The sequence below is a fragment of the Actinoplanes sp. NPDC051405 genome, assembly GCF_055586185.1.
In genome coordinates this window covers 82,012-98,436 of record NZ_JBVJIR010000005.1, presented here as the reverse complement: position 1 = coordinate 98,436, position 16,425 = coordinate 82,012, and the positions used below count along the sequence as shown (strand labels likewise).

The 16,425-nt window shown below is 72.6% G+C and carries 10 protein-coding genes; 4 read left to right on the top strand and 6 right to left on the bottom strand.

All coding sequences use genetic code 11. From position 1 onward, the window contains the following. Positions 1 to 1,149 (top strand): DUF4349 domain-containing protein, encoded by a 1,149-nt coding sequence (locus tag ACZ6S4_RS13100; RefSeq protein WP_465475143.1) that lies wholly within the window; start codon positions 1 to 3, stop codon positions 1,147 to 1,149. A gap of 141 nt (positions 1,150 to 1,290) precedes the next feature. Here the strand turns inward: ACZ6S4_RS13100 and ACZ6S4_RS13095 are convergent, their stop codons facing one another. Together ACZ6S4_RS13095 and ACZ6S4_RS13090 are read right to left on the bottom strand one after the other, a co-directional pair. After that, on the bottom strand, positions 1,291 to 2,550 hold the full coding sequence (locus ACZ6S4_RS13095) for an amidohydrolase (protein ID WP_465475142.1): 1,260 nt from the start codon (positions 2,548 to 2,550) through the stop codon (positions 1,291 to 1,293). A 190-nt stretch (positions 2,551 to 2,740) separates the two neighbouring features. Further along, a complete protein-coding gene (locus ACZ6S4_RS13090; RefSeq protein WP_465475141.1) occupies positions 2,741 to 4,312 on the bottom strand; it encodes an acyl-CoA mutase large subunit family protein in 1,572 nt (523 codons plus the stop codon). Positions 4,313 to 4,540: 228 nt separating this feature from the next. Here ACZ6S4_RS13090 and ACZ6S4_RS13085 point away from each other — a divergent pair, with 228 nt between their 5' ends. Both ACZ6S4_RS13085 and ACZ6S4_RS13080 read left to right on the top strand, forming a co-directional pair. Next, the gene (locus ACZ6S4_RS13085; protein ID WP_465475140.1) at positions 4,541 to 6,493 is read left to right on the top strand and encodes a serine/threonine-protein kinase; all 1,953 of its coding nucleotides are present in this window, start codon (positions 4,541 to 4,543) and stop codon (positions 6,491 to 6,493) included. Positions 6,494 to 6,520: 27 nt separating this feature from the next. After that, a complete protein-coding gene (locus tag ACZ6S4_RS13080) occupies positions 6,521 to 8,170 on the top strand; it encodes a phospho-sugar mutase (RefSeq protein WP_465475139.1) in 1,650 nt (549 codons plus the stop codon). Between the two features lie 36 nt (positions 8,171 to 8,206). Here ACZ6S4_RS13080 and ACZ6S4_RS13075 read toward each other — a convergent pair whose 3' ends face one another. Genes ACZ6S4_RS13075 through ACZ6S4_RS13065 form a run of 3 tightly spaced genes read right to left on the bottom strand, consistent with a single transcriptional unit; the run spans position 8,207 to position 14,413 of the window. Then, the gene (locus ACZ6S4_RS13075; protein WP_465475138.1) at positions 8,207 to 8,887 is read right to left on the bottom strand and encodes a GOLPH3/VPS74 family protein; all 681 of its coding nucleotides are present in this window, start codon (positions 8,885 to 8,887) and stop codon (positions 8,207 to 8,209) included. Beyond that, the gene (locus ACZ6S4_RS13070) at positions 8,884 to 12,315 is read right to left on the bottom strand and encodes a bifunctional glycosyltransferase/CDP-glycerol:glycerophosphate glycerophosphotransferase (RefSeq protein WP_465475137.1); all 3,432 of its coding nucleotides are present in this window, start codon (positions 12,313 to 12,315) and stop codon (positions 8,884 to 8,886) included. Before ACZ6S4_RS13070 ends, ACZ6S4_RS13075 begins: the two co-directional genes overlap by 4 nt. Then, positions 12,308 to 14,413, bottom strand: coding sequence for a bifunctional glycosyltransferase/CDP-glycerol:glycerophosphate glycerophosphotransferase (locus ACZ6S4_RS13065; protein ID WP_465475136.1), 2,106 nt, complete (start codon positions 14,411 to 14,413; stop codon positions 12,308 to 12,310). Before ACZ6S4_RS13065 ends, ACZ6S4_RS13070 begins: the two co-directional genes overlap by 8 nt. Positions 14,414 to 14,534: 121 nt before the next feature. Here ACZ6S4_RS13065 and ACZ6S4_RS13060 point away from each other — a divergent pair, with 121 nt between their 5' ends. Beyond that, positions 14,535 to 15,080: an acyltransferase gene (locus tag ACZ6S4_RS13060; RefSeq protein ID WP_360817296.1), complete on the top strand. Its 546-nt coding sequence runs from the start codon at positions 14,535 to 14,537 to the stop codon at positions 15,078 to 15,080. Positions 15,081 to 15,128: 48 nt separating this feature from the next. Here ACZ6S4_RS13060 and ACZ6S4_RS13055 read toward each other — a convergent pair whose 3' ends face one another. Then, a complete protein-coding gene (locus ACZ6S4_RS13055) occupies positions 15,129 to 16,412 on the bottom strand; it encodes a nucleotide sugar dehydrogenase (RefSeq protein WP_465475135.1) in 1,284 nt (427 codons plus the stop codon). Between the last annotated feature and the right edge of the window lie 13 nt (positions 16,413 to 16,425).

Sequence of the window (16,425 nt, the reverse complement as noted above, 5' to 3'; positions counted from 1 at the left end):
ATGCGTGCTCGACGAAGGATCACCGCGGCGCTCAGCGCTGCCGGACTGGCCGTGACCCTGGCTCTCGCCGGTTGCAGCGGCGACAGCGCGGACAACAACGCCTCGTCGGCGGGCAGCGCCCCTCAGCTCGGCGAGCCGGCACCGGCCGAGGCTCCCGCCCAGGGTGAGGCGGACACCGCCGAGCGCGGTAAGGATCAGGCAGCCGAGGCGCCCGACCTGCGCGTGGACCAGCGCTCGATCGTCTACACCGGCGCCATCACGGTCCGCGTCGAGGACGTGAACATCGCCGCAGCCCGCGCCGCCGGCATCGCGACCGGGGCCGGCGGCTTCATCAGCGGCGACAAACGCAACAGCGGCTCCGGCTCGCAGGACGCCACCCTCGAGCTGCGCGTACCGGCCGAGAAGTTCAACCCCGTGGTGGATCAGCTGGCCGGGCTGGGCGACGAGGAGCAGCGCGGCATCAACACCGAGGACGTCACCGAGCAGACGATCGACCTGGACGCCCGGATCGCCACCCAGCAGGCCCGGGTGGACAGCGGCCGCAAACTGCTGGCCCAGGCCAAGTCGCTCAACGACCTGGTGATGCTGGAACGGGAGGTGGCGACCCGCGAGGCGGACCTGGCCTCCCTGCAGGCCAAGAAGCGCCGCCTGGCCGACCTGACCGCGCTGTCGACGATCACGGTGGTGCTGCTCGACCCCGACGCCGTGGCAGTCGAGGAGGATGAGGGCGCACCCGGCTTCCTGGCCGGCCTGCAGAACGGCTGGAAGGGTCTGCTGGCGTCGCTGGGGGTCGTCCTGACCGTGCTGGGCTGGCTGCTGCCCTGGCTGATCGTCCTGGCCCTGCCGGCCTGGGGAGTCATCTGGCTCTACCGCCGCAACCGCGCCCGCCGCCCGGCCCGCACCCCGCTCACCCCACAGGCCATGCCGGCCTACGCAATGGCCGCCCCGGCCCCGACCTACCCGCCCCGCACCCAGCCGGCCCAAACGCAGCCGGCCCAAACGCAGCCGGCCCAAACGCAGCCGGCCCAAACGCAGCCGGCCCGGCCCGCCCGGACCCAGTCCGCCCAGCCCCAGTCCGCCCAGCCCCAGCCGCCGTCCTCCACCAGCAAGGACGCCCCACCCAAGGGTGAGGAGAAGTCCGGGGAGTAAGTCCGGGAAGCACGCACCTGGCAGGGTGAGGGTGGCCGTCCATGAGCCGCTAGGCGATTGGCCACCCTCGCCCGGTCCGCCGCGGGAGCGACGGTCAGCACCGCTCACCCACCGTGGCAAAAAAGCTCTTGATCCAAGCTCTTAAAAAGCCCCCGTCGACAATGCCGCCAACGCGGTGTGGACCATCACTCGCACCCCGTAGCCGATGCACTTCTCGTCGACGTCGAAGTTCGAGGTGTGCAGGTCGTATTTCACCTCGGAGCCCGGCGTGCCCGTGCCGAGCCGGATCATCGCGCCCGGGATGTTGTCCAGGTAGAAGGCGAAGTCTTCGCCGCCCATGCTGATCTCGGCCTCGACCACGCGGTCGGCGCCCAGCGCCGCGCCGGCCGCGCCCGCGATCACCGCGGCCGCCATCCGGTCGTTGATCACCGGCGGCACGCCCCGGTTGTATTTGACCTCGACCTCGGCGCCGGTCGGGGCGACCACGTCGCGGATCAGCTTGGTGATCAGCTCGGGGGCTTCGCGCCAGGCATCGCGGTTGAGGATGCGGACCGTGCCGCGGACGTAGCCCTCGCCGGGGATCGCGTTGAACGCCTCGCCCGCCTGCACCGCGCCCCACACCATGGAGACGCCCGCGCGGGGGTCGACGCGCCGGTCCAGCAGGGCGGGCACGTCGACGATGACCCGGCCCAGCGCGTGCACCAGGTCAGCGGTCAGGTGCGGCCGGGCAGTGTGCCCGCCGGGGCCGGTGAGGCGCACCTCGACGGTGTCGGCGGCCGCCGTGAACGGGCCGGAGCGGACCCCGACCAGGCCGGCCGGCAGCTGGGGGTAGCAGTGCAGCGCGAAGATCCCCACGACGTCCTTGAGCGCGCCGGAGGCGATCACCTCGGGGGCGCCGGAGGGCACGTACTCCTCCGCGGGCTGGAAGATCAGCCGCACCCGGCCGGGCAGCTCGCCCTGCTCGTTGAGCTGGGCCAGGGCCAGTCCGAGTCCGAGCAGGACGGTGGTGTGCACGTCGTGACCGCAGGCGTGGGCGACCTTGGCGACCGTCGAGCGGTACGGCACGTCCTTGGTGTCCTGCAGCGGCAGGGCGTCCAGGTCCGCGCGGAAGGCGATCACCCGGTCGCCCTCGCCGATGTCGCAGATCAGGCCGTTGCCCTTGGGCAGCAGCTGCGGGGTGAGGCCGGCGACGGCGAGCTCGCGCGCGATCAGGGCGGCGGTCTCGAACTCGGCGTTCGACGGCTCCGGGTGCGCGTGGATGTGCCGCCGGATGGCCACGAGCTCGGCGCCCCGGGCGGCCAGCCAGCGGTCCAGCTGGCCGGGCAGCGGGTCGGCGCCGGGCGGGGGCCCCGGGAAAGGGGCCTGGGGTGAGCTGTCGGGCACGGTCAATGCACTCGTCACGTCGGATTCTCTATCGCTCTCGTCATTTGAACCGGTTTCCGCAACGCGCGAAAGCTTAGACCTGTTCCGGTGACGCTGTGCAACGTCATTCCCGTATTGATCGTCTCGCGCTGTGTTACCAATGCCCTGATAAGAGCGCTGTGCGGGCGCCTTCTCCTCCAACGGATGACAATTACCGGAGGTGACGCTGTTAAAAGTGTTCCACGGGTCGGTACACGCCCCACACCCCGCGCAGCGTGGTGCAGACCTCGCCCACGGTGGCACGCAGCCGCAAGGCCTCCCGCATCGGCGGCAGCACGTTCTCGGTGCCCTCGGCCGCCTTGCGCAGGTCGGCCAGCGCCGCCTCGACCGCCACGGAGTCCCGTTCGGCGCGCAGCTTCTTGAGCCGGGCGGCCTGGTCGGCCTCGATGGCCGGGTCGACGCGCAGCGGCTCGTACTTCTCCTCCTCGTCGCTCGCGAAGCGGTTGACCCCGACGACCACCCGCTCGCCGTTGTCGATCTGCTGGGAGATCCGGTACGCCGAGCTCTCGATCTCCTGCTTCTGGAAGCCCTGCTCGATGGCGTCCACCGAGGACCCGAAGCTGAACACCCGCTCGATCAGCGCGGTCGCCGCCGCCTCCACCTCGTCGGTCATGGCCTCGATGACATACGAGCCGGCGAACGGGTCGACGGTGTCCACCAGGCCGCTCTCGTACGCGAGGACCTGCTGGGTGCGCAGGGCCAGCCGGGCCGACTTCTGGGTGGGCAGCGCGATGGCCTCGTCGTACGCGTTGGTGTGCAGCGACTGGGTCCCACCGGCCACCGCGCCGAGCGCCTGGATCGCCACCCGGACCAGGTTGACCTCGGGCTGCTGGGCGGTGAGCTGCACGCCGGCGGTCTGGGTGTGGAACCGCAGCATCAGCGATCTGGGATTCTTCGCCCCGAACTCGTCGCGCATGATCCGGGCCCACATCCGCCGGGCGGCGCGGAACTTGGCGATCTCCTCCAGCAGCGTGGTGCGGGCGACGAAGAAGAACGACAGCCGGGGCGCGAAGTCATCGACGGCCAGCCCGGCCGCGATCGCCGCGCGCACGTACTCGATGCCGTTGGCCAGCGTGAATGCGATCTCCTGCGCGGGCGTCGCGCCGGCCTCGGCCATGTGGTAACCCGAGATGGAGATGGTGTTCCACTTGGGGATCTCGGCCCGGCAGTAGGCGAACGTGTCGGCGACCAGCCGCAGCGACGGTTTGGGCGGGAAGATGTACGTCCCCCGGGCGATGTACTCCTTCAGGATGTCGTTCTGGATCGTGCCGGTCAGCGCCGCCCCCGGCACCCCCTGCTCCTCGGCCACCAGTTGGTAGAGCAGCAGCAGCAGCGAGCCGGGCGCGTTGATCGTCATCGACGTGGAGACCTTGTCGAGCGGGATCCCGGCGAACAGCTGCCGCATGTCGTCGATCGAGTCGATGGCCACGCCGACCTTGCCGACCTCGCCGTGCGCGATCGGGTCGTCGGAGTCGTAGCCCATCTGGGTGGGCAGGTCGAAGGCGACCGACAGGCCCATCGTGCCGGCGGCCAGCAGTTGGTGGTAGCGGGCGTTGGACTCCACGGCGGTGCCGAAGCCGGCGTACTGGCGCATGGTCCACGGGCGCTGGGTGTACATGGTCGGGTAGACGCCCCGGGTGTACGGGTAGGCACCGGGCTCACCGAGCCGCTCGTCGACGTCCGGGGCCACATCGCCGCGGTGGTAGACCGGTTTGATCTCGAACCCGGATTCTGCGTTCACAAGGGCGATCCTAAAGCAGCGTTAAGCGCGGGAGGGGCTTCAGCCCGGTGCGACGGGGTGAGGGATTTTGCACTCAGCGTCCGAAAAGTTCCACCGTACGCGACAGGCTGGCTACCCACGGTCGAGTTCCACAGAACACCCTTCCAGCGACTTTCCGAAATGGGGTGGGAACCGGCAAGATAGCGGAGTTGGCCGACAGCCCCTACACCCCCTTCGGTGGCATCTCACGTGACTCAGATTCCGACCTGGAGCGGTGGCAACTCTGCTCCGACCAGCGGACGCGCAGCCCCGGGCACGCTCATCGGCGGGCGGTACACGCTTCGTGCCGCGGTCGGGCACGGTGGCATGGGCACGGTCTGGCGGGCAGCGGACACGCTGCTGCGCCGTGACGTAGCCATCAAGGAGGTCATCCTCCCGCCCGGCCTGGCGCCCAGTGACCGCGACTCGATGTACGAACGCACGATGCGCGAGGCCCGCGCCGCGGCCGCCCTGCAGCACCCGGCGGTCGTGCAGGTCTACGACGTGGTGCACGAGAACGGCCGGCCGTGGATCGTCATGGAGCTGCTGGAGGCGCGCAGCCTCGCCGACATGGTGATCGAGGACGGACCGGTCAACCCGCGGGTGGTGGCCAAGATCGGCATCGCCCTGCTCGGCGCGCTCGAGGTGGCGCACGCGCACGGCGTGCTGCACCGCGACGTGAAGCCGGCCAACGTGCTGATCTGCACCGACGGCCGCTGCGTGCTCACCGACTTCGGCGTCGCCCGGATGCCCACCGACGTGCAGCTCACCACGCCCGGCATGGTGCTCGGCTCGCCGCACTTCATCTCGCCCGAGCGGGCCATGGGCAGCGACTTCGGCCCGCCCAGCGACCTTTTCTCCCTGGGTGTCACGCTCTACACCGCGATCGAGGGCCGGCCGCCGTTCGACAAGGGCGACCCGATCGAGACGATGCACGCCGTCGTGGAGGACCCGCCGACCCCGGCCGTACGCGCCGGCTCGCTGACGCCGGTGCTGATGGGCCTGCTGGAGAAGGACCCGGCCCGCCGCTTCGACGTGCCGACCGCCCGGACGATGCTGCGCCAGCAGCTCGCCGGGCCGCTGGCCAGCAAGGCCCCGCCGCACATGATGACGGACCCGTACTCGGTGGTCCCGTCGCAGCGTCCGCCGGCGGCCGAGACCCAGCCGATCCCGCCCGCCCAGCCGAAGCCCTCGGGCCAGATCGGCGGCCGGGCCATGCTCGCGCCCGGCGAGTCGCTGACCGGTCGCCTGGCCAAGCTCAAGCAGGGCAGCGGTGGCGGCCGGCGCCGCGCCGCCGAGGCCGCCGCGGCCAGCGCCCCGACCGGGGCCTACCCGCCTCCGCCGCCGATGGACAACGACCGGACCAGCGTGATCCCGCCGTCCGGGGCTTCGGAGAGCGACGAGACCAGCGTGCTGCCGCCGCGCCGGCAATGGGACGGTGCCCGCGCGGCCCGCGACCCGCTGCCCGGCACGGTGGTGACCAGCCCGGCGGCCAAGCGCCGCGCGATGATCGACAACACGGTCGCCACCGTGCGCCGCACCACCGACAAGGCCGTCACGACGGTCAAGGGCTGGCCGCGCAACACCCAGCTCGCCGCCGGTGGTGGCGCCCTGGCCGTGGTCGTGCTGCTGGTGCTGGTGTTCTCTCTGACCGGCGGCGACGACCCCGGCACCCCGCCCGATCAGCCGCCGACGGCCAACCAGGTGGTGCCGGCCTCGTTCGCGACCCAGGACTACCGGGGTGACAAGGCCGTCACGGTCAAGGTGCCCAAGGCCTGGGAGCGCGCCGCGACCGGCAACTGGGTCGACTACATCAACCCCGAGGACAAGTCGACGAAGGTCCGGGTGCTGGTCGAGAAGGGGTCGATCGCGCCCCGCAAGTTCGCCGACACGACCGCGCCGGGCACGCTGAAGAAGTCCAAGGCCTGCCCGAAGCCGTTCAAGCACCTGGGCACGACCGACGTCGAGATCTCCGGGCTGCCCGCCGCCCAGTTCGAGTACACCTGCGGCGAGGGCGACACCATGCGGCACGGGATCTGGCGGCAGACCACGACCGACGGCCGCATGTACTCCTTCTACCTCACCACCACCGAGGCGAAGTTCGCCGAAAGCAAGCAGTACTTCGACGAGATGGCCAAGACCTTCACCCTCAAGTCGAGCTGACCCGCCGGGCCGTGCTATCCACTGAGCATGGCAACTGACGATCTCCGCAGGCTGGCCGAGACCTGGCTGGCCGACGATCCCGACCCGGCCGCGCGTGACGAGATCCGGGAGCTGCTCGCGCGGCTCCCGGAGAGCGCCGACGAGCTCGCCGACCGGTTCGCCGGTCCGCTGACCTTCGGCACGGCCGGGCTGCGCGGCCGGCTGCGGGCCGGGCCGAACGGGATGAACCTCGCGGTGGTCACCCGCGCCGCGGCCGGCCTGATCGGCTGGCTGGGCGCGCAGGGCGGGCAGGGACCGCTGGTCATCGGGTACGACGCCCGGTACGGCTCCCGCGACTTCGCCGAGCAGACCGCCCGGGTGGCCACGGCGGCCGGGCGCGCGGCCCTGCTGCTCCCCCGCCCGCTGCCGACGCCGGTGCTGGCGTACGCGGTGCGGCAGCTGGACGCTGTGGCCGGGGTCATGGTCACCGCCAGTCACAACCCGCCCCAGGACAACGGCTACAAGGTCTACCTGGGTGCTCGGCTGGGCGGTCCGGCCGGGGCCGGCGCGCAGATCGTCCCGCCCGCCGACGCGGGCATCGAGGCCGCCATCCAGGCGGTCGGGCACGTGGCCGAGGTCCCGCTGGGCGAGCCCGGCACGGTCCTCGACGAGACAATCGTCCAGGGGTACGTGGACAGCGCGGCCGCTGTCGTCGCCGCCGGTCCCCGTGACCTGAAGGTGGCGTACACGCCGCTGCACGGGGTCGGCGGCAAGGTGCTCGCCGCGACGTTCGCCGCGGCCGGTTTCGCCGCCCCGGCCGTGGTCGCCGAGCAGGCCCAGCCGGACCCGGCGTTCCCGACCGTCGCGTTCCCCAACCCGGAGGAGCCGGGCGCGATGGACCTGCTGCTGGCCCTGGCCGGCCGGACCGGCGCCGACCTGGCCATCGCCAACGACCCGGACGCCGACCGGTGTGCCATCGCGATCCCGGGCACCGAGCCGGGCAGCTGGCGGCCGCTGAGCGGGGACGAGCTGGGCGTGCTGCTCGCCGACCACCTGATCCGGCGCGGCGTGGCCGGCACGTACGCCACCACGATCGTCTCCTCGACGCTGCTGCGAGCCCTGTGCACAGCCCGGGGCGTGCCGTACGCGGAGACTCTGACCGGCTTCAAGTGGATCGTCCGCGGCGCCGAGGAGCTCGCCTACGGCTACGAGGAGGCGCTGGGCTACTGCGTCGCGCCGGGGCTGGTCCGCGACAAGGACGGCATCACCGCGGCGGTGACCGTGGCCGATCTGGCCGCCACGCTCAAGGCCGAGGGGCGTTCCCTGGCCGACCGCCTCGACGAGCTGGACGCGGAGTTCGGCGTGCACCGCACCGGGCAGGTCTCGATGCGGGTCGAGGACCTCGGCCTGATCACCAGCACCATGGCCCGGATCCGGCAGGACCCGCCGAAGAGCCTGCTCGGCGACGCGGTGACCGAGGTCGAGGACCGGCTGCCGGACGCCGACGTGCTGACCCTGCGGACGGCGCGGGCCCGGGTGGTCATCCGGCCGTCCGGCACCGAGCCGAAGCTCAAGGCGTACCTGGAAGTGGTCGAGCCGGTGACCGACGGTGACCTGACCGCGGCGCGGGCGCGCGCCGTGGCGGCGATGGACAGCGGGCTGCGCCCGGAGATCTCCACCGCGCTCGGCCTGGCCTGAGTTGACCGGGGCCGCTGGCGGCCCCGGTACCGCTCGTCAGACCTTCGGGGCGCCCAGCGCCGTGATGATCGCCCGGCTCAGGGTGGCCACCACCAGGGCGACGCTCGGGCGCACGATCGAGTCCTCGAGGTTCACGGTGCCGGAGAAGCCCGCGCCGCTGGCGATCTGCTCCAGCCGCTGGTGGGCCCGGGCAGCCTCCTCCGGCGGCAGCCGGAGCGCGGGCTCCATCCGGGTCGCCACGAGCAGGGTGGCCAGGGCCGCGGTCCGCTCGTCCGGCGGCGCGTCGGTGATCAGTGCCTCGGCCAGCCGCTTGCGGATCTCCGCCTCGAACGCGGGGTCCGCAGTCGGATAGCGGTGCACGTGGATGTGACCCATCTGGGTCTCGTCCACGTCACGCACCACGCCCCGCTCGATCAGGTCCTGCAGGACCCGGTTACGGAGGTTGTGACGCAGCCGCTGCACCCACTGCGCGGGGGTGTGCGGGTCGTCCGCGGCGGCTTTGGCGAGCACCAGGTCGGCAATCGGGTCGCCGATCGGGGTCGGGTCGTTGACGACGAGGTTGCCGTTCACGTAGGCGATCCGGCCGGCCAGCGCGAGGTCCACCAGCACGGCCGCGGACATACCGAGGTCGAGCCCGATGCGGGAACCGGTCGCCTTGCCGGTCTGGTCGTCGTACGCGAGGAGGAGGAGTTCCTCAGCGAGCGCGATGGAGGTCATGGCAAAACGATAGTGGCCTCAGTCACGTCGTCTCCACCGCCACTCCCCTTTCCTCGGCCCGCGAGCAACCAGTCGACCAGCCGCTCGGCCGCCCGGCCGTCCCGCGCGGTCGCGTAGATCTCCGCGAACGCCTTGGCTGCCCCCGCGTGTTCGGCGGCGACGGTGTCGAGCGCGCCCAGCGCCGCGGCCACCTCGGCGGAGGTGTTCAGCAGCGGTCCGGGAGCCACGGTGCGGAGGTCCACATTCAGCCCCGGAGAGGCCTCGAACTCCGCCAGGTCGGGCACGTAGAGCAGCATCGGGCGGCCGGTGACCGCGAAGTCGGCCAGCAGGGTCGAGTAGTCGGTGATCAGCGCGTCGGCGGCCAGCAGCAGCTCGCCCACCTGCGGATATCCCGACACGTCGAGCACGCCGGGCACCAGGCCCAGCACGTCGTCACCCAGCGCCGGATGCCGGCGGACGAGCAGCGTGTGACCGGGCGGCAGGGCGGCCACGACGGCGGGCAGATCCAGCAACTTGCCGGGGTCGCTCCAGCCCCGCTTGCGCCAGTCCATCGGGCGCCGGGTGGGTGCGTACAGGATCAGGCGGGTGTCGGCGGGCAGGGCCAGGCGCGCGAGCACCGCGGCCCGGGCGGTCTCGGCGTCCATGGTGGTGAGCAGGTCGTCGGCCGGGCGCCCCCACTCCAGGACCGGGCCGCCGAAACGCAGCTCCCGGCGCACCACGGGGGTGGCCGAGGAGCCCGGCGACGCGAGGGCTGTCCAGCTCGCCGCGTCGGAGTCGAGCTGGTCGATCAGCTCCTGGCCGAGCGGGTGGGCGACCGCCGTGGCACCGGAGCGGGCGATCGGCCAGCCGCCGGCGAGCCGGAGCACCACCTGACCGTCGGCCGGCCGGAACCAGCGCGGCAGGTCGTCGTTGGTGACGATCCAGCGGCTGGTGGTCAGGGCGGCGTACCAGGCCTCGCTGCCGTGGGTGACCGGCTCGGCGCCGGGCGGCACCGGCTGGCCGCGCTCGACCGTCCAGCGGGCGACCGGCGCCTGCGGCCTGCGGGTCAGCTCGGCCAGCAGAGCGGCCGGGTCGTCGGCGAAGCGCCGGCCCGGTGCGGCGTCGAAGAGCACCGCGTCCCGCAGGGCGGGCCGGGCACCGAGCGAGGCGTACGCGGCGCGCAGACGGTCCTGCTCGGCCGGGTCGGGCTCGGGGGTCTCGACGACCAGGACGGTGCGCTCCTCGCCGGCCGAGCGCAGCACGGTGCGTACGCCGTCGGCGGCGGTCGCCGAGGTCGGCAGGCCCGCGGTGACCGCGCCGGTGAAGCCGAGGCCGGCGATGGTCAGGTGGTGCACCCCGGCGGACCGGAACGACAGGTCCCACATGCCCGCCACCAGCGGCAACGGTCCGGCGAGGCCGGGCATCGCGGCCGGGTCGACGACCACCTGCCAGCGCCCGTCCACCGCCCGCAGCGGCAGGCTGAGGTCCTTGCGGCGGCCGCGCAGCCGCAGCAGCAGCTCCCCTTCGACGTCCGGGCTGTCGCCGCTGAGCACCAGGGCGCCGTCGGCACGCCAGTCGGCGGACGTCACCACCGGGCCGGCCGGGCGGGTGCGCAGGGAGACGTGCCCGGCGGCCGAGACGGCGGTGTAGACCTCGTCGGTGCCCCGCACTGTCCGCAGCGGCTCGTAGCCGTCGTCGGCGACGAGCTGGACCGGCTTGTCCCGGACCACGATGTCGATCTGGAAGCGCTGGGCGTACAGGCCGGCGGCGTGGTTGTCGTCGGTGACGTCGAGGCCGATGCCGGCCAGCGGGAGGCGTGCGGTGAAAGCGAAGCCGTCCGGGACCGGGCTCACCTCGGCCGGCACCCGGTGCGTGACGATGCCGCGGACCCGGCTCAGCTCGATCCGGACCGGGCCCGCCGGGCGGCTGCGCAGCATGCCCCGCAGCACCAGGTCGTCGCCGTCGCGGTGGCTCGCGGTGAGCCAGCCGTCCGACTTGCTGATCCGCAGCCGCAGCCGGCCCTTGGTCTCGATCGGGGCGACCCAGACACCGGGCTCCAGCTGCTTGCGGGGCAGCGGATCACTCCAGCCCTCGGGCACCCGCAGCCCCGCGCGCCGGACCGTGATGCCGCGGGCGGCGGCGACCGCGACCGTCCAGCTGCCGCTGCGCCAGACCTTGCCGTTGCGCATCACGGCCGGATCGATCGAGACGGTGAAACCGGCGGCCTGCTCGGCCGGGCGGGCCTCGGGATCACGATGGGCACGCGCCCGCAGCGGGAGACGGCGCCGGCCGCCGTCGCTGGAGAGCCACAGCAGCCGCATCGAGCCGAACCGGCGCGGTGGGCCGCCGGGCACGTAGGCGTAGCCGGTCAGCTCGAGCCGGCCGTCGCGCCACACCAGGCTGCGGACCGCGGACTCCAGCGGGCGCTGCGATGCCGCCTTGGGCTTGCGGAAGCCGCGGTCGATCAGCTCGACCAGATCGTCGAGGCGGCGGTCACGGATCAGCTGCCAGTGCCGGCGGACCTTGGCCGGCTGCCGGTCGACGGCACCCGGGTCGAGCTCGGCGAGATAGCCCGTGGCCAGCTGCATGAACGTCTCACGGAACTCCGGCGAGGCCGCCGGCAGGAACCGCAGGTAGCTGCTGAGCTTGTCCCAGATCGCCTGCTCCTCGTACACCCGGCGGAGCTCGTCCTGGCCGGCGTCCGTGAGCAGCTTGCGGGTGAGCTCGACCGAGAAGAAGCGGTCGACGAGGTTGCGCAGGTCGTTGTTGGACTGGGTGATCGAGCGGACCGCGCCCTCGCGGACCCGCCAGAAGTAGATCGGCTCGTTGACGACCGCGACGCTGGTGGCCAGGGCGTGCGCCGGCACGGTGACCGGCACGTCCTCGAAGAGCCGGCCGACCGGGAACTCGAAGCCGTGCGCGTCGTAGAAGGAGCGGCGGTACAGCTTGTTCCAGATCGTGCGGTCGCGCAGCAGCTCCGGCCGGCGGGTGACGTGGGTGTTGAGGTCGGTGGTGGCGATCGCCTCGTTGTGCGGCGCCCCGCGGTACGCACCCCGTGAGGAATACCGCCGGACGGCGCCGCTGGCGAAGTCCGCGCCGCCGGCCAGCGCCTGCACCAGCAGCTCGTACGCGTGCGCGGCCAGCACGTCGTCACTGTCGACGAAGGCCAGGTATTCGCCCCGCGCGGCCGGCACGGCCACGTTGCGGGCGGCGCTGAGCCCGGCGTTGGCCTGCCGGATCAGCTCGAACCGGGGATCCGCCGCCGCGAACTCCGCCGCGACGGCCGCGGACCCGTCGGTGCTGCCGTCGTCGACCATCAGCACCTGGAGGTCGGTGTAGGTCTGCGCGCGCAGCGAGTCGAGGCAGTCGCGCAGGAAGGGCTCCACGTTGTAGATCGGCACGATCACGCTGACCAGGCCGGGGCTGTGCCCGGACATCGGCTCAGACATCGGCGAACACCCGCCGGACCACGCGCTCGGCGGCGTGGCCGTCCTCCAGGGCGCAGAACCGCGCCCGGAAGCGGGCCCGGGCCGCGGTGGCCTCGGGACTGTTCACCTGGCCGGTGCGGAACGCGGCCACCAGCTCGTCGAACGTCCGGGTGAACGTGCCCGGGTGCTCGGCCTCCAGGTCGAAGGTGACGCCGCGCACCGCCCGGTAGATCTCCCAGTCCGGCGCGAAGACGATCAGCGGCCGGTCCAGCACGGCATAGTCGAACATCACCGAGGAGAAGTCGGTGATCAGCGCGTCGGCGGCCAGGTAGAGCGTCTCCACCGTGGGGAACGCGGACACGTCGGTGACCCGCGGGTGCAGGGCCGGGAAACCGGCCAGGCCGTAGAAGTAGTGGCCGCGCAGCAGCACCCGGGTGTCCGGGCCCAGCGCCTCGGCCAGCGCGTCGACGTCGAGCACCGGGGTGAAGGTCGCGTGCCACTCGCGGTGCGTCGGGGTGTACAACACCACCCGCTCGCCGGGCGCGAGGCCGAGCTCGGCGCGGGCCGCCGCGACGTCGGACCCGGTGGCCAGGGCCAGCCGGTCGTTGCGCGGATAGCCGGTCTCCAGCGTCTCGCCCCGGATCGGGAACTGCCGGTCCCAGAGCAGGGTGGTGTGCCGGTTGGCGGTGATGCTGAAGTCCCACTTGGCGATGTTGCGGCGCATCCGCTCGGCGTTGAAGCTGACCGTGGAGGCCGGGAACTTCGGCTGGTCGAGGCCCATGGTCTTGAGCGGCGTGCCGTGGTGCGTCTGCACGTGGACCGCACCCGGCCGCTTCACCACCTCCGGCGGGAAGGTGGCGTTGTTGATCAGATACTTGGCGCGGGCGATGGTGCGGTAGTACGCCCGGCTGCCGGCGATGACGTGGTCGACGCCCTCGGGCAGCGGCCGGTGGCCCCGCTTGACCACCCAGACGCCACGGACGCCGGGGGCCAGCTCCTTGGCCTTCTCGTAGATGGCGGCCGGGTTGCAGGCATAACCGCGATACCAGTACGCGGCGTACACGGCCAGGCTCTCGTCGATCGGGCGGCGCAGCTGCCACTTGTAGTACCAGCGCAGGGCGGGCTTGCGCAGGCGAGCCTTGGCCGTGCGGGGCAACCGGCGGACCGAGCGCGCCACGCCGGCCGCGCCGCGCAACGCCCGGTAGGCGGTGAAGGAGTCAGCGGCGAGCAGCTTGAGCCGCAGGCCCACGGCACCCCCGGGACGGGCTGCGGCCCCGGCCTCGTGCTTGCGCAGCAGCTCGGACACCGCGGTGAACATCGCCCGGCGGGCCGCGCGGGGCATCCGGGTGTCGTCCTCGACGATCGTGAGCAGCTCGGTGACGGCCCGGTCCAGCGCGCGCCGGCGCAGCTTTCCAGAGGCGGCGGCGACCACGGGACGGCTCAGCGCGTCGTCGTACTGCGCGACCGCGTCGGCGTGCCGGGGCGAGCGGGTGGTACGGATCGAGCCGTCGCGGTCCAGCCGGCGGATGTAACAGGCCGGCTCGAAGGTCGTGACGGTGCCCGCCTCGGCCAGCACCGCGTACGCGAAAGCCACGTCCTCGTACCAGCCCGGCCGGAAGCGGATGCCGGAGTCGAGCAGGAACTGCCGGCGCACGATCAGCGCGCCGAGCGGAGGTGCCGCCCGGGTCAGCGCCTCGGCCCCGGTGGTCGCGGACTCCGGCGTACGCCAGCCGGACACCGACCTGTTCCACCGTTCCCGCGCGGCCCCGACGACCAGCACGTCCGGCTTCTCCTCGCGCAGCCGGGCCTCCACCGCGGCGAGCGCGCCGGGCACGATCCGGTCGTCACCGTCGACGAACCAGACGTACTCGCCGGTGGCCCGCTCCAGGCCGGCGTTGCGAGCCGGGCCGGGGCCGCCGTTGGTCGTGAGGTGCACCACAGTCAACCGGGAGTCGCGGGCGGCCCGCTCGTCGAGGACCTCGCCGCTGTGATCCGGCGACGCGTCATCGACGCCGATCACCTCGGCGGCCACCGTCTGCTGATCGAGGACCGAGGACAGCGCCTCGGCGAGATATCCCTGAACGCTCCACGCGGGAACGACGACGCTGATCATGGTCATAGCGGTGCGCGGGCCGTCCGTACGAGGTCTGGAGAGGAGAACGCCCAGATTAGCACCGGCGAGATTCCGGAATTGTTTCCCCGATTTCGGCTGCGCGCTCCTCAGGGCTCACACTGCTCTGATGGATCACACCCACAATGACACCGACGCCGCCGGCGCCCGGCCGCCGTTCGTGCACCCCTCCGCGGACGTGGAGGAGGGTGCCACGCTCGGCGCCGGCACCAAGGTCTGGCACCTCGCACACGTCCGCTCGTCCGCCGTGGTCGGCGACGACTGCGTGATCGGGCGCAACGTCTACCTCGACGCCAACGCCGTCGTGGGCAGCCGCGTCAAGATTCAGAACAACGTCTCGGTCTACCAGGGCGTCACGATCGAGGACGAGGTCTTCGTCGGCCCCTGCGCGGTCTTCACCAACGACCTGCGGCCGCGGGCGCAGAACCCGGACTGGAAGATCACCCCGACGCTGGTCCGCCGGGGCGCCTCGATCGGCGCCAACGCGACGCTGATCTGCGGCATCGAGGTCGGCGAGTACGCGATGATCGCGGCCGGCTCGGTCGTGACCAAGGACGTCCAGCCCTACCAGCTGGTGGCGGGCAACCCGGCCCGGCCCAAGGGCTGGGTCGACGAGAGCGGCGAGATCGTCAGCCGCGAGATCGAGCGGGGCTGAACGGCCGGACGTTGCCCGGGGCGGCCGGAGCCGCCCCGGGACCACACGTCAGCCGCCGATGACGATCCGGCGGATGCCCTCGAGGCGCTCCGGGTCGGTGGTGCGCCGGCCGTCGACGATCACCTTGACGCCGGGCAGGTCCGCGGCGGTGAGGCTGCGGTACTCGGCGTGGTCGGCCTGCACGACCGCCGCGCCCAGCTCCTCGCCGTTCCACGGCGGCAGGCCCAGGGCGGTCAGCTCGGCGGTGGAGTACATCGGGTCGGACACGTACGGCTTCGCGCCGCGGCGGCGCAGCTCCTCCACGGCCGGGAAGACGCCGGAGAACGCCGTCTCCTTGACCCCGCCCCGGTAGGCGGCCCCGAGCACCAGCACGCCCAGCCCGTCGAGGTCACCGACCGCGGCGGCGAGCAGGTCGACCGCGTACGCCGGCATCGCCGCGTTGGCCTCGCGGGCCGAGCGGACCACCGTGGCCGACGGGTCGTTCCACAGGTAGAGCCGCGGGTAGACCGGGATGCAGTGCCCGCCGACCGCGATCCCCGGCCGGTGGATGTGGCTGTACGGCTGGGTGTTGCAGGCGTCGATGACCAGGTTGACGTCGACGTCGATGGTGTCGGCGTACCGGGCGAACTGGTTGGCCAGCCCGATGTTGACGTCGCGGTAGGTGGTCTCGGCCAGCTTCGCCAGCTCGGCCGCCTCGGCCGAACCGAGGTCCCAGACGCCGTTCGGGCGGTCCAGGTCGGGCCGGTCGTCGAAGTCGAGCACGGCCTCGTAGAACTCGACACCGCGCTGCGCCGACGCGGCGTCCACGCCGCCGACCAGCTTCGGGTACTTGCGCAGGTCGGCGAAGACCCGGCCGGTGAGCACCCGCTCGGGGCTGAAGACCAGGTGGAAGTCGCGCCCGGCGACCAGGCCGGAGCCCTCCTCCAGCAGCGGCGCCCAGCGGGTGCGGGTGGTGCCGACCGGCAGGGTGGTCTCGTAGCTGACCAGGGTGCCCGGGCGCAGGCCACGGGCGATGTCGCGGGTGGCGGACTCCATCCAGCCGAAGTCCGGCACGCCCTCGCCGTCGACGAACAGCGGCACCACGACGACCACGGCCTCGGCCTCGGCCACGGCGGCCGCGGTGTCGGTGGTGGCCGTCAGCAGACCGGCGTTGACCGCCTGCTTGAGCTTGACATCGAGGTCGGCCTCACCCGGGAAGGGCACCAGGCCGTCGTTGACGGTGCGCACCGTCGGCTCGGAGACGTCCGCCCCGATCACGGTGTGCCCCTTGGACGCGAACTGGACGGCGAGCGGCAGCCCGATCTTGCCCAGGGCGACGACACAGATCTTCATGCTGGGGTACATC

Excerpts from the sequence above, each read along its gene's own strand:
- ACZ6S4_RS13065 (WP_465475136.1), bottom strand. The coding sequence starts at position 14,413 with ATGACCATGATCAGCGTCGTCGTTCCCGCGTGGAGCGTTCAGGGATAT.
- ACZ6S4_RS13055 (WP_465475135.1), bottom strand. The coding sequence starts at position 16,412 with ATGAAGATCTGTGTCGTCGCCCTGGGCAAGATCGGGCTGCCGCTCGCC.
- ACZ6S4_RS13075 (WP_465475138.1), bottom strand. The coding sequence starts at position 8,887 with ATGACCTCCATCGCGCTCGCTGAGGAACTCCTCCTCCTCGCGTACGAC.
- ACZ6S4_RS13060 (WP_360817296.1), top strand. The coding sequence starts at position 14,535 with ATGGATCACACCCACAATGACACCGACGCCGCCGGCGCCCGGCCGCCG.
- ACZ6S4_RS13100 (WP_465475143.1), top strand. The coding sequence starts at position 1 with ATGCGTGCTCGACGAAGGATCACCGCGGCGCTCAGCGCTGCCGGACTG.
- ACZ6S4_RS13070 (WP_465475137.1), bottom strand. The coding sequence starts at position 12,315 with ATGTCTGAGCCGATGTCCGGGCACAGCCCCGGCCTGGTCAGCGTGATC.
- ACZ6S4_RS13080 (WP_465475139.1), top strand. The coding sequence starts at position 6,521 with ATGGCAACTGACGATCTCCGCAGGCTGGCCGAGACCTGGCTGGCCGAC.